The sequence below is a fragment of the Lysinibacillus sp. RU7 genome, from assembly GCF_057837305.1.
Map to the genome: position 1 here is coordinate 40,780 of NZ_JBYQFK010000013.1, position 18,295 is coordinate 59,074.

19 protein-coding genes and 1 pseudogene are annotated in these 18,295 nt (G+C 38.1%); 17 read left to right on the forward strand and 3 right to left on the reverse strand.

What is annotated here, in order from left to right; genetic code table 11:
* Positions 1-16: 16 nt before the first annotated feature.
* Together gcvPA and gcvPB are read left to right on the forward strand one after the other, a co-directional pair.
* Positions 17-1,360, forward strand: a complete 1,344-nt coding sequence (gcvPA, locus tag AC3II9_RS11095) for an aminomethyl-transferring glycine dehydrogenase subunit GcvPA (RefSeq protein WP_489155445.1) — start codon at positions 17-19, stop codon at positions 1,358-1,360.
* Complete coding sequence (gcvPB, locus tag AC3II9_RS11100; RefSeq protein ID WP_489155447.1) at positions 1,357-2,820, forward strand: aminomethyl-transferring glycine dehydrogenase subunit GcvPB; 1,464 nt, start codon at positions 1,357-1,359, stop codon at positions 2,818-2,820. The genes gcvPA and gcvPB overlap by 4 nt, the downstream gene beginning before the upstream one ends.
* A gap of 219 nt (positions 2,821-3,039) precedes the next feature.
* Here gcvPB and AC3II9_RS11105 read toward each other — a convergent pair whose 3' ends face one another.
* Positions 3,040-3,426 carry a rhodanese-like domain-containing protein gene (locus AC3II9_RS11105; RefSeq protein WP_489155448.1) on the reverse strand — a complete coding sequence of 129 codons (387 nt, stop codon included), beginning with the start codon at positions 3,424-3,426 and terminating at the stop codon, positions 3,040-3,042.
* Between the two features lie 96 nt (positions 3,427-3,522).
* Here AC3II9_RS11105 and AC3II9_RS11110 point away from each other — a divergent pair, with 96 nt between their 5' ends.
* The 8 genes and pseudogenes from AC3II9_RS11110 (at position 3,523) to AC3II9_RS11145 (ending at position 10,978) form a co-directional block, all read left to right on the forward strand.
* Positions 3,523-4,353 (forward strand): lipoate--protein ligase family protein, encoded by an 831-nt coding sequence (locus AC3II9_RS11110; RefSeq protein ID WP_489155450.1) that lies wholly within the window; start codon positions 3,523-3,525, stop codon positions 4,351-4,353.
* Between the two features lie 251 nt (positions 4,354-4,604).
* Complete coding sequence (locus AC3II9_RS11115) at positions 4,605-6,593, forward strand: vitamin B12-dependent ribonucleotide reductase (protein ID WP_489155452.1); 1,989 nt, start codon at positions 4,605-4,607, stop codon at positions 6,591-6,593.
* Between the two features lie 317 nt (positions 6,594-6,910).
* A pseudogene (locus tag AC3II9_RS11120) lies at positions 6,911-7,531 on the forward strand (response regulator SirA); the annotation flags it as partial.
* A gap of 177 nt (positions 7,532-7,708) precedes the next feature.
* Positions 7,709-8,215 carry an RNA polymerase sigma factor gene (locus AC3II9_RS11125; RefSeq protein ID WP_489155454.1) on the forward strand — a complete coding sequence of 169 codons (507 nt, stop codon included), beginning with the start codon at positions 7,709-7,711 and terminating at the stop codon, positions 8,213-8,215.
* Positions 8,202-9,221, forward strand: coding sequence for an anti sigma factor C-terminal domain-containing protein (locus AC3II9_RS11130; RefSeq protein ID WP_489155455.1), 1,020 nt, complete (start codon positions 8,202-8,204; stop codon positions 9,219-9,221). Before AC3II9_RS11125 ends, AC3II9_RS11130 begins: the two co-directional genes overlap by 14 nt.
* Before the next feature lie 373 nt (positions 9,222-9,594).
* Positions 9,595-9,948: a hypothetical protein gene (locus AC3II9_RS11135; protein ID WP_489155457.1), complete on the forward strand. Its 354-nt coding sequence runs from the start codon at positions 9,595-9,597 to the stop codon at positions 9,946-9,948.
* 138 nt (positions 9,949-10,086) lie between these two features.
* Positions 10,087-10,374: a hypothetical protein gene (locus tag AC3II9_RS11140; RefSeq protein ID WP_489155459.1), complete on the forward strand. Its 288-nt coding sequence runs from the start codon at positions 10,087-10,089 to the stop codon at positions 10,372-10,374.
* 169 nt (positions 10,375-10,543) lie between these two features.
* A complete protein-coding gene (locus tag AC3II9_RS11145; RefSeq protein ID WP_489155461.1) occupies positions 10,544-10,978 on the forward strand; it encodes a hypothetical protein in 435 nt (144 codons plus the stop codon).
* A 282-nt stretch (positions 10,979-11,260) separates the two neighbouring features.
* Here AC3II9_RS11145 and AC3II9_RS11150 read toward each other — a convergent pair whose 3' ends face one another.
* Positions 11,261-12,028 carry a TSUP family transporter gene (locus AC3II9_RS11150; RefSeq protein WP_489155546.1) on the reverse strand — a complete coding sequence of 256 codons (768 nt, stop codon included), beginning with the start codon at positions 12,026-12,028 and terminating at the stop codon, positions 11,261-11,263.
* A 267-nt stretch (positions 12,029-12,295) separates the two neighbouring features.
* On the opposite strand from AC3II9_RS11150, the gene AC3II9_RS11155 reads away from it, so the two are divergent.
* The 3 genes from AC3II9_RS11155 to AC3II9_RS11165 all read left to right on the forward strand — a co-directional run bounded on the left by AC3II9_RS11155 (position 12,296) and on the right by AC3II9_RS11165 (position 13,948).
* Positions 12,296-12,514 carry a DUF4181 domain-containing protein gene (locus AC3II9_RS11155; RefSeq protein WP_489155463.1) on the forward strand — a complete coding sequence of 73 codons (219 nt, stop codon included), beginning with the start codon at positions 12,296-12,298 and terminating at the stop codon, positions 12,512-12,514.
* A gap of 83 nt (positions 12,515-12,597) precedes the next feature.
* Positions 12,598-13,071 (forward strand): RNA polymerase sigma factor, encoded by a 474-nt coding sequence (locus AC3II9_RS11160; protein WP_489155465.1) that lies wholly within the window; start codon positions 12,598-12,600, stop codon positions 13,069-13,071.
* Positions 13,064-13,948: a hypothetical protein gene (locus AC3II9_RS11165; protein WP_489155466.1), complete on the forward strand. Its 885-nt coding sequence runs from the start codon at positions 13,064-13,066 to the stop codon at positions 13,946-13,948. The genes AC3II9_RS11160 and AC3II9_RS11165 overlap by 8 nt, the downstream gene beginning before the upstream one ends.
* A gap of 39 nt (positions 13,949-13,987) precedes the next feature.
* Here the strand turns inward: AC3II9_RS11165 and AC3II9_RS11170 are convergent, their stop codons facing one another.
* Positions 13,988-14,875 carry a DUF1385 domain-containing protein gene (locus AC3II9_RS11170; protein ID WP_489155548.1) on the reverse strand — a complete coding sequence of 296 codons (888 nt, stop codon included), beginning with the start codon at positions 14,873-14,875 and terminating at the stop codon, positions 13,988-13,990.
* A 183-nt stretch (positions 14,876-15,058) separates the two neighbouring features.
* Here AC3II9_RS11170 and AC3II9_RS11175 point away from each other — a divergent pair, with 183 nt between their 5' ends.
* The 4 genes from AC3II9_RS11175 to efp are packed head-to-tail and all read left to right on the forward strand — an operon-like array spanning position 15,059 to position 17,612.
* The gene (locus AC3II9_RS11175) at positions 15,059-15,502 is read left to right on the forward strand and encodes a DNA helicase (protein ID WP_489155467.1); all 444 of its coding nucleotides are present in this window, start codon (positions 15,059-15,061) and stop codon (positions 15,500-15,502) included.
* Between the two features lie 29 nt (positions 15,503-15,531).
* Positions 15,532-15,963, forward strand: a complete 432-nt coding sequence (gene aroQ, locus AC3II9_RS11180; protein ID WP_489155469.1) for a type II 3-dehydroquinate dehydratase — start codon at positions 15,532-15,534, stop codon at positions 15,961-15,963.
* A gap of 15 nt (positions 15,964-15,978) precedes the next feature.
* Positions 15,979-17,037 carry a M24 family metallopeptidase gene (locus AC3II9_RS11185; protein WP_489155471.1) on the forward strand — a complete coding sequence of 353 codons (1,059 nt, stop codon included), beginning with the start codon at positions 15,979-15,981 and terminating at the stop codon, positions 17,035-17,037.
* A gap of 17 nt (positions 17,038-17,054) precedes the next feature.
* Positions 17,055-17,612, forward strand: coding sequence for an elongation factor P (efp, locus tag AC3II9_RS11190; protein ID WP_431029850.1), 558 nt, complete (start codon positions 17,055-17,057; stop codon positions 17,610-17,612).
* Positions 17,613-18,295: the final 683 nt, after the last annotated feature.

Sequence of the window (18,295 nt, forward strand, 5' to 3'; positions counted from 1 at the left end):
GAAAAGAGGGTCAAACATGAAACATCGTTATTTACCAATGACGGAACAAGATCAAAAAGAAATGTTAGAAACGATTGGTGTTTCTTCGATCGATGAGTTATTTTCTGATATTCCGGAAAAAGTGCGCTTCCAAGGACTTTATAATATTAAAGAGGCAAAATCGGAAGCCGCTTTAATGAAAGAGTTATCAAAGCTTGCGGCTAAAAATGCAGATACGGCAAGCAACGTATCATTTTTAGGTGCAGGTGTTTATAACCACTATAAACCAGTTATCGTCGATCATGTCATTTCTCGTTCAGAGTTTTATACAGCGTATACACCATATCAACCAGAAATTTCACAAGGGGAGCTACAAGCCATTTTTGAGTTCCAAACAATGATTGCAGAGCTTACAGGGATGGACCTTGCGAACTCGTCTATGTATGACGGTGGAACAGCTTTAGCGGAAGCGGGTATGCTTGCTGCTGGTCATACAAAACGTAAAAAAATTCTTGTCTCTGGTGCTGTTCATCCAGAATATAAAGATGTTGTAACAACATATGCAGACGGTCAATCAATACAAGTAGTCACTGTGCCGACAAAAGACGGTGTAACGGATATGGAAGCATTAAAAGGTTTAGTAGATGACCAAACGGCTGCTGTCATTGTGCAATATCCTAACTTCTTCGGTCAAATCGAAGATATTCAAACAATTGGTAACATTACACACGAACAAAAAGCATTAATGGTTGTGTCAGCAAACCCATTAGCGCTTGGTGTACTTACACCGCCAGGAAAACTAGGGGCAGATATTGTAACAGGAGATGCACAAGTATTCGGTATTGCCGAAGCGTTCGGCGGCCCACATTGTGGTTTCTTTGCCGTAACGACAAAATTAATGCGTAAAGTGCCAGGTCGTCTTGTAGGTGAAACGGTCGATCAAGAAGGGCGCCGTGGTTATGTACTTACATTACAAGCACGTGAGCAGCATATTCGTCGTGATAAAGCGACGTCTAATATTTGTTCCAACCAAGCGTTACTTGCGCTTGCTGCATCTGTAGCTATGACAGCACTTGGAAAGCAAGGCGTACAAGAAATGGCGAAGCAGAATATTGTCAAAACACGCTATGCGAAAAATGCGTTTGAGGCAGCGGGCTTTACTGTACCATTCCAAGGGGCACACTTTAACGAAATCGTTGTCAAAACAAATAAATGTGTGACACAAATCAACAAAGGCTTAATCGAAAAAGGGATTATCGGTGGCTTTGATTTAGGTCGCGTATATCCAGAGCTGAAAAATCATGCATTAATCGCTGTAACTGAACTGCGCACAAAAGAAGAAATTGATGCGTTAGTAGCGGAAATGGGGGCATTACAATGAGTCACGAAAACCAACCATTAATTTTTGAATTAACGAAAGAAGGTCGTGTAGGCTATGCATTAGAGCCTTTAGATGTACCTGATTTTGATCTTGCTGAATTATTACCAGCGGGCTATGTTCGTGAGGAAGCAGCAGAACTACCAGAAGTAGCAGAGCTAGATATTATGCGTCATTATACAGCGCTTTCTCGTCGTAACCACGGGGTAGATTCAGGTTTCTATCCACTAGGTTCTTGTACAATGAAATACAATCCAAAAATTAACGAAGCTGTGGCGCGTTTCTCAGGTTTTGCCAACGTGCATCCACTACAAGATGAAGAAACAGCACAAGGCGCAATGGAGCTTTTATACGATTTACAAACATCACTTGTTGAAATTACAGGTATGGATGAAGTAACATTGCAACCAGCCGCTGGTGCACATGGTGAATGGACAGCACTTATGATGATTCGTGCATTCCACGAAGCAAATGGTGAAGGTCATCGTAATAAGGTCATCGTACCAGACTCAGCACACGGCACAAACCCAGCATCTGCTACAGTAGCAGGCTTTGAAACAATTACAGTTCAGTCGAATGAAGACGGCTTAGTGGACTTAGAGGATTTACGTCGTGTGGTAGGTCCTGATACAGCAGCGCTTATGTTAACAAACCCTAATACACTTGGTTTATTTGAAGAAAATATTTTAGAAATGGCCAATATTATTCATGAAGTTGGCGGTAAAGTGTATTATGATGGCGCAAACTTAAATGCGGTAATGTCGAAAGCACGTCCTGGCGATATGGGCTTTGACTGTGTACACTTAAATTTACACAAAACATTCACGGGTCCACATGGTGGTGGTGGTCCAGGTTCTGGTCCAGTAGGGGTGAAAGCAGATTTAATTCCGTTCTTACCAAAACCGGTACTTGTGAAAACAGAAGAGGGGAAATACCACTTTGACTACAACCGTCCGCAATCAATCGGTCGTGTGAAGCCTTACTATGGTAACTTTGGTATTAACGTGCGTGCATACACGTATATCCGTACAATGGGCCCAGATGGCTTAAAGAAAGTAACAGAATATGCGGTATTAAATGCAAACTATATGATGCGTCGTTTAGAAGCATATTATGATTTACCATATAACCGTCACTGTAAACATGAGTTTGTGTTATCAGGTCGTCGTCAGAAAAAGCTTGGTGTGCGCACATTAGATATTGCAAAACGTCTGCTTGACTTTGGTTATCATCCACCAACAGTGTACTTCCCGTTAAATGTAGAGGAAGGTATTATGATTGAGCCAACGGAAACAGAATCAAAGGAAACATTAGATGCATTTTGTGATGCGATGATTCAAATTGCACGTGAGGCAGAAGAGAACCCAGAAATCGTTCAAGAAGCACCACATACGACAGTTGTGTCACGTCTTGATGAGACACGGGCAGCACGTACACCAGTACTTCGTTATATAAAGCAATAATGCCAATAAACCGCACAGAGTACTCTGTGCGGTTTATTCCTTGTATTGGTAACCTATCTTGTATCTGGTTGTTCGACCTCTTACGCCTTAACTATATAATAGGAAGAAACTCAAATTACATAATCACTTTTCGTATTTTTTGTACCAATGTACTTGGTTACATGTTAAAATTGCTTTTTGCTATAAAATAAGAAAGCCCCCAAATTTGGGAGCTTAGTATTATGCTTTAGATTTGACTTTACCAGTCCAAGTTTTAAAACCACCTTGTAATTGGTAAATTTGATTACAGCCTTTTTTCTTTAGCATTAAAGCAGCACGTGCACTTCGACCTGTATTTTGACAGTATAAATATACTGGTAAGTCTGATCGAATCTCTTTATGACGTTGGTTTAGTTGCGTCATTGGAATGTTACGCGCACCTAGGATATGTCCTGCTTCAAATTCTTTTGGCTCACGCAGGTCAATCAGTTGTGCTTTACGATAGCCTTGTATAAACTGTTCTTGTGTTAAGTTTGTTACGGCCTTTTTCAAACGGAATGAATTAATCAGTACGTAAGCAATGATCACACCTAGGATAATGGCGATTGTAATAAATACTTGTTGCACGTTAAAATTTCTCCTTTCTATCTATCAGATATATTATAAAAGAGAACGGGGCATACGTCGAGTAAGTTTACTAAATACTTTCATGGAGGCATTGTTATGAAACAATGGTATTTTATTAATTCGGGACCTTGTCGTCCATCCTTTAATATGGCGCTAGATGAAGCGTTGTTAAATTGGCATAGTGAGAAGTTAATTCCACCAGTTATCCGCTTTTATGAATGGAATCCGGCAACATTGTCGATTGGATATTTCCAACGTGTACATAAAGATATTGATATGGATGAAGTACGTCGTCAAGGGTTAGGTTTTGTCAGAAGACCAACTGGGGGGCGTGCGGTACTACATGAACATGAGTTGACATACTCGATTATTGTCGAAGAAGATTATCCAAATATGCCGAAAACGGTCACAGAAGCATATCGTGTACTAAGTGAAGGGATATTGCAAGGATTTCAAAATCTCGGTTTAGATGCGTATTTTAGTGTGCCCGATACAAAAGAAAAGCAACAAGATTTAAAAAACCCGAAAAGTGCGGTTTGTTTCGACGCACCAAGTTGGTATGAACTTGTCGTAGAAGGGAAAAAAGTAGCGGGAAGTGCACAAACGCGTCAAAAAGGTGTTATTTTACAACATGGCGCGATTTTGCTGGATTTAGATGAAGAAAAGTTATTATCTGTGTTTAAATTTTCAAGCGAAGCCATACGTGAAAAAATGCGTGTAAAGCTTCCTGAGAAGGCAGTAGCAATCAATGGGTTAGTAGACAAGCCATTTACAGTAGAACAGTGTATAGTAGCCTTTAAACAAGGTTTTCAAGAGGCATTAGAAATTGAGCTAATCCCTTATGAATTAACACCTGAGCAATTAGCATACGTAGAACAGTTAGAAAAGGAAAAGTATGCAAACGATGAATGGAATTTTAGAAAGTAGAACGTTTGTTTGAAAAAATTTTCCTTGTACAAAACGTTGATATAAGCGGGTTTAATATAAAATAAAAAAAATCAAGCCCTTGTTTGAAAAATAATTCTGTAGTAATCTTTTCTAAGTGCATAAAATACAACCATATATATAGAAACAAATACTCAAATCAAACACAACATCTTGTGTTTGGTTTGTATTTTTTGTTATGGATAGGTATGATTATGGAAAAGATTTAAAACAATTAAAGAGGGGGCTCGTTGATGGAAAGTGTGCTAGAGCAAACCATCCAAGTAGATCAGCTCAACAAAGATATTGAGCAATTCCCGCAAGTGCATCCGATTACACCGGACATGCATATTACGCATAAAGGTGTATCACGTCTTGTGATGATTGACCGCTATTCGTTTAAGGATACGGAAAAGAAAACGTTAAAGTCAGGCGATTTTGTTGTGTTAACTGTCAAAGAAGACCCAAAATTCCCGGCACGTGGACTTGGAATCGTTCAATCCATTAATACTGAAACAAAAACAGCAGATATCTTAATCGAGGAAGATTTCCGTCATGTACTAGAAGACGAAAAAGAACAGTCAACAGGAATTATTACTCGTTCATTGGATATTATTGAAAAACCGCTTGAAATTTATTATGAACAAATTGCAAAGCGTAATGCGACAGGTTTAGCGGCTGTTGAAAAAACGGCAGAACTGCGCCAAGAATGGTTTGAAAAGTTTTATGAACAACTTGTAAGCTTAAAATTCATTCCTGCAGGGCGTGTTATTTACGGAGCAGGTTCGCAAACGGATGTTACATTCTTTAACTGTTATGTTATGCCATTTGTGGCAGACTCACGTGAAGGGATTAGTGATCACCGCAAGCAAGTAATGGAAATTATGAGCCGCGGAGGTGGCGTAGGGACGAATGGTTCAACACTTCGTCCACGCAACACATTAGCGCGCGGTGTTAATGGTAAATCAAGCGGTTCTGTCAGTTGGCTTGATGATATTGCCAAACTGACGCACCTTGTTGAGCAAGGTGGTTCTCGTCGTGGTGCCCAGATGATTATGTTAGCAGATTGGCATCCAGATATCGTAGAGTTCATTATTTCGAAAATGCAAAATCCACGTATTCTTCGTTACTTAATGGAAAATACAACGGACGAGTCCATCATTCGTCTAGCAAAGGAAAAATTAAAATTCAAGCCTTTATCGCCACAAGATGAAGCGATGTATCAAGGGATTGTGAATTATAAAAATATCCAAGGTTTAGGTGGCTTTAATGATGCCATCATTCGTGAGGCAGAAGCAAAGTTACGTGACGGTGGGACATACTCTGTTCATAATTCAGAATTCTTAACAGGTGCCAATATTTCTGTCACATTAACAAATGAATTTATGCATGCTGTTGAAAATGATTTAGACTTTGAATTGCGTTTCCCAGATGTAGCGAACTATACACCGGAAGAAATGGCTATTTATAATGAAGAATGGCACAAAGTTGGCGATGTACGTGAGTGGGAACGACTAGGTTATGGCGTTCGCGTATACCGTAAAATCAAGGCGCGTGAGTTATGGAACTTAATTAATATTTGTGCAACATACGCGGCAGAGCCAGGCATTTTCTTCATCGATAATGCAAATGAAATGACAAATGCTAAAGCATATGGTCAACAAGTTGTAGCGACAAATCCGTGTGGTGAGCAACCGCTTGCACCATATTCAGTGTGTAACTTAGCAGCTGTAAACTTAGCTCAGTTTGCAGTGAAAGATTCAAAATCAGTAGATTATGACGCATTACGCCAAACAGTGAAAGTAGGCGTACGTATGCAAGATAACGTAATCGATGCAACGCCGTACTTCTTAGAAGAAAACCGTAAGCAAGCACTTGGTGAGCGCCGTGTTGGACTTGGTGTCATGGGTCTAGCAGACTTACTTATTTATTGTGAAAAGGAATACGGTTCAGAAGAAGGGAATCAGCTTGTCGATGAGATTTTCAAGACGATTGCTGTTGCAGCATATGAAGCATCCATCGAACTTGGGCAAGAGCGTGGCAGCTTCCCGTTCTTACAAGGCGAATCAGAAGAAGAAACAAAACGTCTACGTGAAGCGTTTATTCATACAGGCTTTATGGAGAAGATGCCGGATCATATTCGCCAAGGCGTATTAGCGAATGGTATCCGCAACTCGCACTTACTAACTGTTGCACCTACGGGTAAAATTGTTGCCCCCTACATTTGTAAGAATGTAGCGTAAACTTGGCTATATGCGGGAAACTCTGGCGTATCTTTTACTACCTAGCTTTGCCAGCTATCAAACGGTAAAAATGTAAAAGTGTTGGTTTTTAACCTACCAGACAATCCGCAGGGAAGTCGTGGCTGACCCCTCAACGACTACATGCCGAGCAACCATTTCAACCTTGGAACATCAGTTCTTGTTTTATAATTAAATAAAACAAGTTGGGGATGATTCAGATGAAAAAAATGGTTGATGATATAGTCTGACCCATATGGCGACATATGGAACGGGTACTAATAATCCCGTCCTCTAGTATATAGAGAGTAACAATTGTGAGCACAGGTACAATGGTAGGCGTTGCTACAGGGCTTGAACCATATTTCAGCTTCACATATTACCGCTCAGGACGCCTTGGGAAATTTATCGAGGTAAAAGCGGAAATTGTACAAGAGTACTTAGCAGCAAATCCAGGTGTAGATGAAAATAATTTACCGCATTGGTTCATATCTTCTATGCAGTTAACACCAGAGGCACATGCAGATGTACAATGTATTATCCAAAACTGGATTGACTCATCGATTTCGAAAACAGTAAATGCACCAAAAGGTTATACAGTGGAGCAAGTAGAAAAAGTGTATGAACGTCTATATCGCGGTGGTGCAAAAGGTGGCACAGTATACGTCGATGGAAGCCGTGATACACAAGTTTTAACGCTGAAAGCAGAGGAATCTCATACAGATGAGCAACTGGAGTTTGAAGAGTTAAAGCAACAAGAGGAAGAAGTAAAACGTCCAGTTGTATTAGTCGATACAATTAAGCCGTTAACACAAACAGATGTAACAATCGGTTCAGAAGTAGGTAACACTTGCCCAGTTTGTCGTCAAGGTACGGTAGAAGAAATGGGCGGCTGTAACACATGTACAAACTGTGGTGCACAGCTAAAATGTGGTTTATAAAAAAGCCGAGATAGTTTAAAAAATTCACGAAAAACACTCCTTTGGATATGAATTCAAAGGAGTGTTTTTTTATTTTGAAAAAATTTGAAAAAATTGTATACTTTTTTCTTTTACAATTGTTATATAGGTGAGTGATCACTACGAACTAAAAATGGATAGCTAAAAGTTGGTGAGGTTTTGAATAATGGATGGGAGCAATTACTCCTTGAACATGCAAAAGTGGTATTTAAATATTTAATCAAAATCGGGGCTACGAAAGAAGACGCCGAAGATATTACGCAAGAAATGATTATAAAAACAATGGAATGTATCCAACAAATTGAACCAGAGAAAATGCGGGCGTGGATGTTTAAGGTAGCGATTCATCGCTATTATTCTCTTTATAACAAAAATAAATCTGTTGTCACGTTAAATCATGATGATTTGGAACGTTTAAAAACAGTTTTTGAACATGTAGAGAGCGATTTATTGATGAAAGAGCAGGCAAATGAATTGGTAGAAGCGTTGCAGGGACTTCAGCCCAAGTTTCAACAACTGCTCATTTTAAAGTATTACATGGAAATGTCGTATAAAGAAATCAGTGAGATTTTAGACGTAAAAGAAACGCTCGTGAAGACATATTTACAACGTGCGCGTAAAAGTTTTAAAAAAATTTGGGAGGACAAAGGGTATGAGCAACGATAAGGCAGAAGATATTTTCGATATTAAAAAAATGGAAAAAACTATTAAAAAAGCGAAGCGACGGGCCAATTGGAAAACGGTTTTGATTACGCTTATAGTTCTAGTTGTCGTCATGATTGGAGGTACAATTATGAATCGAAATATTACCTATAAATTAGAAAGGCCTGTGCAGTTTTCTGCTACAGGGTTTCATGAAATATCTGCACCGAATGAATTTATTGGAAAGCTTGAACGCTATCAAGGAATTTTAGGGGGAGAAAATCGCTATACCACTTATAAAATAATTGAAGGAAAAGTCGTTTATACAGGACAAGAAAGGTACGGATATGGACTCTTCCGTGATGAAAATTTAAATCGAATAGGCATTGAGTCGCCAATCCTCATTGGTCGTAGTTTTTCGGAAAAAGATTTACAAAAACAACTATATAATGAATTAGGTCAACGTGAAATGGTGTTTTTCTACCCGTTTTTACAATACAAAATATATCGTAATGATTTAGCTCTACTGGATGACATTGGTGAAGATAAAGTAATGGAAGTAGCTCTTTCTTTTGATCAAGGCTATACATTAAAAGAAGTGCAGTCAATGATTCCAGATGATACCACACTTTCATGGGTATGGGTTGATGATGTGAATGAGGAGGAAGATAGTTTTCAATTTAAAGAAAGGGATATGGATGGGAAAGTCATTCGTGTATTAGACAATTTAGTTCGTTCAGAACATACTGTCTACGGATTTTCTTTACTCAATAACAATGGCGATGTGGAAGACAAAGCTGTTCTTCGCTTTATTGGCGCGATTGAAGCAAATCAACAATTTAAAACGCGTTGGCAAGGTGAGTTTAAACGCTTATATGAGACACTAAGTGGAGAAGATGGTCAGTTAACCGAGGAAGACTTACAATATTATGGTGCAGTTGTCACAGGAAATGCACAAAACTTAGCCCAATTAAAAGACTTACCATTTATTAAAGCTTCATCCATTGGAGTCATTACGGATAAGTACTAAAATAAGTTAGTGAAGCAATATTAATAGGTTCTTTTTCTTAGGAGCAAAAGGGGAAGAACAGTAATAACAAAAAGGTTCACAACAAAATAAGGGGCAATTCGCATATGAATTTGCCTCTGCTTTTTTATAAACGATGTAGGTTAGCTCAATTCAGGCGCTAGTTGTTTGCAGGAGGAACTAAAAGAAGAGATTTCAGTTTTTCTTGTGGATTAAGAACTGATTAAGTGATAATAAAGTTATTCCATTAAAGGGCCATTTAGTTGCCCAAATCAAGTAAGTTTATTTCTTTTTATTCAGTCATATCCTTAGAATAAAAAAGGAAGTGTATAAACTGAAAAAGGGTAGAATTACTTTAGTCGGAGCCGTAGTAATTTTGTTTGTAGGAATCTTCTTATTTATCAATAATTCCTCGTCAAAAGGAAAGGTATCTGAAATTCCACCTACAGTAAGTTCTGAGGAAGTGGAGAATTTCCTATATGGAGATAATGGAATCGTGAATCAAGCGCATAATGAATTATCGGAAAAAGGTTATGAATACCGTATTTTGATTGCTGCTTATTCAAAAGAGGATATTCAGGTGAAAATTATCTTATCAAACAAAGAAGCAACAGAATCAGAACAAGAAGAGGTAAAATCAATCTTCTATGAATTAGTTGAAAAAAACAATTTAGATCCCAATGCATTTACTCTTAAAGTGAGTGATTCTGATGATGGACCAGATTGGTAAAAGGTCCTTATTTCATTAAGTCAACAAGCTAATCAATATTCAGTAATCGGACGCTTTTCCGGAAAACTAGGAAAGTTTCTTTGTTTTTATAGGACATAGTGTTATTGAACGCTACATTCATGAGGAGGAGGCATTGTTATGGAAATATACTGGATAAACGGAAAATATCAAGAAGATGAGCGGATTTTTGATTCTCAGTTTGAAGTTTATGAATGGACGGACTCATTATATCAAGATTTCTCAAATTGCTTTTTTAGAAAAGAAAATAGCGGTTATGCAACTCCTGATGTAAAGGTAATTGATTGTTTAACGGAACTAATACCACAATGGGCGGGATACACGAATGTACATGTTACAATACATAGAGATAAGATTGAGGTAGACGGTAAAAATATGTATAGAATTTGGACTTCATATAGTAGATAAAGTTATTCCACAATCGGGTGCGATTCTGTATTAAGAATCAGCGCTTTTTTTTCATTAAAGGGCCATTTAATTTAGAAGCTAAGTTGTATAGGAGTAAATGAATGAAACATAATGAACCTTTTAACATACACAACGTCTGTTTAAAAGAAATAAAATGAAGGGGTGCTTCATGAAAAAATTTCCTTTCTTGATAGGCATAATATTGTCGATAGCACTATTAACTGCATGTTCAAGTTCTTTAGCTTTAACATCACCTCATAGTGAAACAGCCTTAATTCAAGTGGTAAACAACTCTGATAACAAAATCCGTTTTGTTGAATTGTATTTTTACCAAGATTTAAAGCAACCTACAACACAAGGTGCAGCCAATGCGGATGGTTCAGCTCTTAAAAAAGGGGACATTCTTAGTTTTGAGCTGAGTAGTAGTGAATTCGATTTAAACCAACCAGTTACAATTAAATCATTTGTAGAAATCGACAATGTGAAAATGTCTGCGGGAACTGTTGAATCCATTCAACTCTCGAAGGGGAATGCATTTAATTTTGAAATAACTGAAGATACATCATCTAATGTTATATTTCAAAAGTTAGAAACGGTTGAATAAAGTTAAATATTAAACAGGGCGATTGCAAAAGCAATCAGTTACTCTTACACTAAACTAATTAATAGAGGCTAATCGTTATTCAATTAAAAGGCGCTATTGTGGAATATCAAAGGTAGAAAATAATCGAATTTTTTAATAAAAGTCTTATACTTAGTTAAAATGAAAAACTCCATCTTGATCTGTCTTTTTTCAAAATGGAGTTTTTGCATGTGCTTTTAAATAAGGACTGAATAGCACTTGTTAATCAAACTTTATTCTAAACCTACACCTGTTAGCCATTTTTCATGCAAAGAAATAATCATAGCCATTTTTTAAAATGAGAATAATCGTGACGACAATAAATAATACGCGGATAAAACCTGTCCCTTTACTAAGCGCGATTTTAGAGCCTGTATATGCCCCTAAAATCATCGCAAAGCCCATAATGAGACCATACGTAAAATTCACTGCCCCGAGTATTAAAAACATCAGCAAGGCGGCTAAGTTACTTGTGAAATTAAGCAGCTTTGAACTGCCCGATGCCTCGATAAAATTAAAGCCCATAAAGAGCAAAATAAAAATCATAAATGAGCCTGTGCCAGGACCAAAAAAACCATCGTAGAAGCCTAAACCAATGAGCAATATTAAACTAAGCCATTTCTTTTTGCCTGTTGCTTTGCCGCTCGTTTCAACTTTGCCAAAATCTTTTTTGACGAATGTGTACGCTAATACGGCAATCAGTAATATAAGTACAAGTGGTTGCAAAATATCTGGAGAAACTTGGTGGACAGTAAACGCTCCTAACAAAGAACCGATAAACACAAATGGTACAATAGGGCCGAGCATTTTCACATCAATTTTTCCAGCACGTAAAAATGTAATCATACTTGTAAAATTGCCCATTGATGCGGCAAGTTTATTTGTTGCGATGGCAGTGGCAGGTGGTAACCCCACAAATAATAATGCTGGTAATGTAATGAGTCCGCCACCGCCAACGATTGAATTAATAAAAGCTCCCGTAAAGCCAAAGAAAAATAACGCAAGTATTGAAAAAATATCAATCTCCATAATTTAACCTCTTTTCGTTATAGACATATGATATGTTACTTTCAATTTTCTGTAAATAATTATATGGCACTCATTTTGCACGATGCCATTAATATGATAAAGTGAAGGTGTTTTTATGGAATTTGTTGTACGCATCATGTTAGTAGCATTATATCAATTTTTATTTATCCCCATATAAAAAAGAAAATCGGCTATTTAAAACCGAGTGAACCAAAAATATTTTATGATTAGAAAACGAAATGGCAATGCCCTTTTGAGTGAGCAGTCATTATGCTTTGTGCCGCTTCTATCATTTTGTTAACACCGATGTTAGGTATCATGACGAGTGCTTTTGTACTGATTGTTTTTATGATTATTCTCGTGATGCGAGGTGTGCTTGAAAAGCGTTATGAGCCGGATTTCCGTCATTATATCGTTTCGTTTGCCCATGCCATTGCGATTATGGTTGCATTGATTGGGATAGTTATATATGCACTTGTGATGAAGTAATCTGCCAATTTTGATGGATTTTTTTCTTTTTAGTGATTCCGTTCTATATGTCGTTCGTCTTATATAAAGAGAGGAGGAAGCACATGAGGGAGGTTTATGAGGAGCATTATGATGCGATTTATCAATACATATTATTTTTAACGACGAACCCACATATAGCAGATGATTTCGTTCAAGAAGCGTTTTACCGTTTTTTTAAGATGAAAAACGTTCAGCATAATAAAGCTGTACTTATACGCATTGCGCGAAATCTCGTCTATGATTACTACCGGAAGAAACGTTTACTGCAATGGCTTCCGTTCCAACATGATAAACAAGACGAACAGCCATTACCATATGAATTAGTAGAGCGCTCTGAAGAAATGAAAAGGCTATATAAAGCACTGAGCAACATTAAAATCCATTACCGAGAAGTAATCGTGCTTCGCTATATTGAAGAATTATCCGTAAAGGAAGTGGCAACGTATTTACAAATAACGGAGGCGCAAGTGAAAAATCATACAGCAAGGGGATTAAAAGCATTGCGCGGCATTTTAGGGAGTGAAGTGCATGATTGAGAATCGATTAAAAGAGTTAGCAATTAAACAAGAAGAGCAAAAAAAGGCCAATCATTTCAATCAAATCGAAAGAAGGCTAAAACAAAATCAGCGACAAACGAAGTGGCAAGTGCGTTTGGTTACGGTACTTGTATGTATATTAGCATTGTTTCTCGTGTCGACAACTCAATTGTTCACACCACCCGAGCCAACTTCTACTTCGACGGACATTCAAAAAGCCTATATTATGTCGGGGGAGGGGAACCCCTATTCTTCATGGCAAGTAGGCGTTCGTAAAGTCGTTGATGTACAATGGATTCAGTTCATGACAGAGGCACTGGAAGGTATGCAACTAGTGGAAGAAGTTGAATTGCAGGAGAGTATTGGGTTTACAATGCGCCTTCATTTTCAAGACGGTACAGAAAATGTTTATAAAGTGACTTATGTAGGTGACGTTGTTTATTTCATAAATAAGAAAACTAATCAAATGTATAGATTAAATCAACCGTTCAGTGAATTTTATAATGTGGCAACAAGCCCATTAAATTATAAGGTGAACAATGATTTAATTTTTCCTGTTATCGTTATATTCACGATTGTCAGCATAGTAACAGAACGAATATGGAACAAACAAGACGAATACGGCAATAAGCAGTCAAAGCATTCTCATGTTTCACAGTCAGTGCTTAATATTGTGATGATTGTGCTGGTGAGCTTTCTTATACTATTCGTGAAACAAATTCATTTTTTTGCCATTGTAGCGGTTATCGTCATTGTGACAGCGATCAATTGTTGGATCGAGGAAAAGGTAGGAAAAAGCATAAACCGCCAGCTACTTATGATTACGAGTAGTTTACAAATGCTTATATTCATGGCGATGATCTTTTATTATCGATAATGCAAAAACAGGCCACCGCCTTGCGGTTAGCCTGTTTTATTAGTCATGATGCAATGTTGCTGCAATTTCTGGGTTTGTTTCAACTTCATGTAATTTACTGAAAGAAGCGATTGCGACTTCTACTTGGTCGTCTTTTGGCTCTTTTGTCGTTAATAGTTGTAGCCATAAGCCAGGATAGCCTAAATAGCGCAGTATAGGCACATTACGCACTTTATTTGTTGCTTGTAGTACTTCAAACGAAATCCCAATGACCACTGGAATTAATAAAATACGCGATACAAGACGTACCCAAAGCGGATCTGTTGGGACTAAGAAATAGACGAATAAACCAACGATGACTGTAAATAAAATAAAGCTTGAACCACAGCGATAGTGAAGGCGTGATTGCTTTTGGACATTTTCCACTGTTAATGGAAGACCTGCTTCGTAACAATTGATTACTTTATGCTCAGCCCCGTGATATTGGAAGACACGTTTAATAATAGGTGCCATCGAAATAATGTATAGGTAAGCAAGTAGTAAAGTTAACTTAAAGCCTGTCTCCAGTAAAATTTGAATGGTTTTTCCTGGGAACCACGGTTTTAATAATTCGGCCATAAACATGGGCACGAGCGTAAAAATGAATTTACCGAATAAGAAGGAGAGTACACCTACAACGGCAACACCAAGCCACATTTGTAGCTTGCTCATTTCTTCCTCTTCACCTTCATCCTCTTCACCAGGATTGACGTCATAGCGGGAGCTGGCAAACTCTAAATGGCGTGAACCAAATCCAGCAGATTCTATTAATGCTACAACGCCTCGAACGAATGGTATCTTCTTTAGTTTTTGATAAATCGGTTTTTTCTCTTTTTTCAAATGATAATAGTCGATTGAATCATCATTTCGTCGAATCGCCGTTACCATATGATCTTGCCCAGCAAACATCACGCCTTCAAGAAGTGCTTGTCCGCCGTAAACAGGTGTTTCTTTACTCAATATCGACACCACTCTCTACTAATCTCAAAATTTCTACCTTTCCATTGTACTAAATTTTTCGGAAAATCACTACCTGTCTGCATAGTTATGTGAAATAACGGATACGCTGAACACAGAAAGAGGTGATTTTTTATGATGAAAATTGCAGTGTCCACAAGTCTGATGAGCGCTTTTTATGTGACGGTCATGCTGAGGATATTAGACTTATTTAAATGGATTCATTGGAAGCCTACAAAATTTTTAAATACTATTATTTCGGATGGTTTAACACGTTGGATTGCGTTATTTGTGATTTTGTTTATTGTAGGCATCATTTTATTTATGATATTGCAATTTGTACAGTTGCTGCCTCCCGTTGTATGGGCCATCATCATTGGTTTACTAATTGCCTTTTTAACCGAGTGGCTCATTTATGATTTACCTATGGAGAGAGCATCTTTTAAACGTTTATCCATTCCTTTCTTTGTCGTTGTATTAACAGCATTTGTCTTTCTTACAGAGACCGCGGCATTCCATCGTAAAAGCTTAGAAAATCGAAATAAGTTGCCGTATGATACGTCTGCTATGGTAGAATAGTATGAGAATGAAAAAAGGGAGAATGACGAATGAAGCTTTTCGTATTAAACGGTCCAAATTTAAATCGTTTAGGTAAACGGGAGCCGGAAATTTACGGCTCCGAAACCTTAAACGATGTAAAAAATAACTGTATAGCATTAGCCCAACAATTTAATGCTACCATCGATTTTCGTCAATCTAATCATGAAGGCGAACTGATTGATTGGGTTCATGAAGCTGAGGATACTGGGATTGATGGGATTGTTTTTAATCCAGGTGCTTATACACATACGAGTATAGCGTTGCGCGATGCGATTGCAGCAGTGAATGTACCCGTCATTGAAGTACATATTTCTAATATCCATGCACGTGAATCATTCCGCCATGAATCAAAGCTTGCTGCAGAATGTGTTGGTCAAATTTGTGGCTTAGGTACGTTTGGTTATGAACTTGCACTGCGTAAGTTTTTACAAATGTCATAAGGGGGAATAATAAGCATGAAGTTAGCCAAATTAAGACAGCAATTAATTGATAAAAATATAGACGCTTTGCTCATTACGAATGAATTTAATCGTCGTTATATGACCGGTTTTACAGGTACAGCAGGGGTAGCGGTTGTTTCGCAAAGTGATGCGGTGTTTATTACGGATTTCCGCTATACAGCGCAAGCAACTGCCCAAGTAAAGGATTTTCGCGTTGTGCAACATAAGGGAACGATTTTTGAAGAAGTCGCAAACCAAGTCGCACAAATGAACATTAAAACGCTTGGTTTTGAAAAAGACGCTATGACTTATGGCATGTATGAATTATATAATAAGAGCGTAAAAGTGGATTTAGTGCCGATTTCAGGATTAATTGAAAAAATTCGCTTGATAAAGACTACTGAAGAGATTAATATTATTAAGGTTGCATGTGAAATTTCAGATCATGCATTTACACATATTTTAGATTTCATCAAGCCTGGTAAAACAGAGCTTGAGGTGTCGAATGAACTTGAATTTTTCATGCGTAAACAAGGTGCTACAAGCTCATCTTTTGACATCATTGTAGCGAGTGGCGTGCGATCAGCATTACCACACGGTGTTGCGACAGATAAGTTAATCGAAAAAGGTGATTTTGTAACGCTTGATTTCGGTGCATTATATAATGGTTATATTTCAGACATTACACGTACCATTGCTGTTGGCCAGCCTTCAGAAAAACTTGTGGAAATGTACAATGTTGTATTAGAATCGCAAATTTTAGCGCTCGAAAAAGTAGGGCCGGGCATGAACGGGATTGAAGCCGATGCCGTAGCGCGTGATTATTTAACAGCAAAAGGCTACGGTGAAGCATTCGGTCATTCCACAGGACACGGCATTGGCTTAGAAGTGCACGAAGGACCAGGGCTTTCGTTCCGCTCTGAAACGGTATTAGAACCGGGTATGACGGTAACAATTGAACCGGGTGTTTACTTACCTGGCATTGGTGGCGTTCGTATCGAGGATGATATTTTAATCACAGAAACGGGTAATGAAAGATTAACGCATTCGACGAAGGAATTAATTATTTTATAATATTTGGAGGAATAAAAATGATTTCAGTAAATGATTTCCGTACAGGCTTAACAATTATCGTTGATGGTAACTTATACCGCGTGTTAGATTTCCAACACGTAAAACCAGGTAAAGGTGCTGCGTTTGTACGCTCTAAATTACGTAACTTACGTAATGGTAACGTACAAGAAAAAACATTCCGCGCTGGTGAAAAAGTTGAAAAAGCGATGATTGAAAACCGTAAAATGCAATATCTTTATGCACAAGGTGACGAGCATGTATTCATGGATATGGAATCTTACGATCAAACAACGTTAGCTGCTTCTCAAATTGAAGAAGAGTTAAAATATTTACTTGAAAACATGGAAGTACACATTCAATCTTATCAAGGTGAAATGTTAGGTATCGAGTTACCGAACACTGTAACATTAACAGTTGCTGAAACGGAGCCAGGTATTAAAGGTGATACAGCTTCAGGTGGTTCTAAACCAGCAAAAATGGAAACAGGCTTAATCGTTAACGTACCATTCTTCGTCAACGAAGGCGACAAGTTAATTATCAACACAAGTGAAGGCTCTTACGTTTCACGTGCTTAATATAATACTCACACCCATTCTTTTTGAATGGGTGTTTTTTCTTTATGGAGATTTTAAATGGTATGCTAGATTTGATGGAGTAATTTTTAATAATAACTTGTAATGAGCAAAAATGTATCCTAAAAATACTAGTTGGATAGTGAAAGGTATGTATCATAGCCTCCGCGCTTTGCCACAGCCTACACAGGAGCTAAAACATTTGGATCTCCTGTTCCGGCTCCTGTGGCTATGGCGCGCTACGGCAAAGGTGAGTGCTTCTCTATGTTCTAAAAAGTATTTTTCTTAGTAGAAGTAATTATTTTCTTTAAGTTTATACATATTCTGCATAAGCCACCTTAGAATGGTTGTTCTCCAACATATTCTATCCTTGACTTATAGCAAAAATATTTTTAAAGCGAATAATTTATGTAGAAGTAGGTAGCACACGGAACGGAGAGCGGTGACTCCAGCGGGGCAGGCGAGCAAAGGCTAAAGTCGCCACGTCCTGTGGCAACGCCTTTGTGAGCAACATCATGTTGCCCCGAGCTGAAGGCCCCGCAGGAAATTTATTTGCGACGAAAGCGCAGCGTCAGGAGCACTGAGGTACGAACGACGAGGAGACTGAAGCCATGCCCGCGGAAAGCATCCGCTTGGAGTGTAGTGTGCCATGTATATAAGGCAACCCCGACTTTTGGTGATGAACC

What these genes read in the sequence shown, in the direction of transcription:
- AC3II9_RS11145 (WP_489155461.1), top strand. Translation starts at nt 10,544, where the DNA reads ATGAAAAAATTTCCTTTCTTGATAGGCATAATATTGTCGATAGCACTA.
- AC3II9_RS11140 (WP_489155459.1), top strand. Translation starts at nt 10,087, where the DNA reads ATGGAAATATACTGGATAAACGGAAAATATCAAGAAGATGAGCGGATT.
- efp (WP_431029850.1), top strand. Translation starts at nt 17,055, where the DNA reads ATGATTTCAGTAAATGATTTCCGTACAGGCTTAACAATTATCGTTGAT.
- gcvPB (WP_489155447.1), top strand. Translation starts at nt 1,357, where the DNA reads ATGAGTCACGAAAACCAACCATTAATTTTTGAATTAACGAAAGAAGGT.
- AC3II9_RS11185 (WP_489155471.1), top strand. Translation starts at nt 15,979, where the DNA reads ATGAAGTTAGCCAAATTAAGACAGCAATTAATTGATAAAAATATAGAC.
- AC3II9_RS11115 (WP_489155452.1), top strand. Translation starts at nt 4,605, where the DNA reads ATGGAAAGTGTGCTAGAGCAAACCATCCAAGTAGATCAGCTCAACAAA.
- AC3II9_RS11155 (WP_489155463.1), top strand. Translation starts at nt 12,296, where the DNA reads ATGCTTTGTGCCGCTTCTATCATTTTGTTAACACCGATGTTAGGTATC.
- AC3II9_RS11165 (WP_489155466.1), top strand. Translation starts at nt 13,064, where the DNA reads ATGATTGAGAATCGATTAAAAGAGTTAGCAATTAAACAAGAAGAGCAA.
- AC3II9_RS11170 (WP_489155548.1), bottom strand. Translation starts at nt 14,875, where the DNA reads ATGTTTGCTGGGCAAGATCATATGGTAACGGCGATTCGACGAAATGAT.
- AC3II9_RS11160 (WP_489155465.1), top strand. Translation starts at nt 12,598, where the DNA reads ATGAGGGAGGTTTATGAGGAGCATTATGATGCGATTTATCAATACATA.
- AC3II9_RS11130 (WP_489155455.1), top strand. Translation starts at nt 8,202, where the DNA reads ATGAGCAACGATAAGGCAGAAGATATTTTCGATATTAAAAAAATGGAA.
- gcvPA (WP_489155445.1), top strand. Translation starts at nt 17, where the DNA reads ATGAAACATCGTTATTTACCAATGACGGAACAAGATCAAAAAGAAATG.
- AC3II9_RS11175 (WP_489155467.1), top strand. Translation starts at nt 15,059, where the DNA reads ATGATGAAAATTGCAGTGTCCACAAGTCTGATGAGCGCTTTTTATGTG.
- aroQ (WP_489155469.1), top strand. Translation starts at nt 15,532, where the DNA reads ATGAAGCTTTTCGTATTAAACGGTCCAAATTTAAATCGTTTAGGTAAA.
- AC3II9_RS11110 (WP_489155450.1), top strand. Translation starts at nt 3,523, where the DNA reads ATGAAACAATGGTATTTTATTAATTCGGGACCTTGTCGTCCATCCTTT.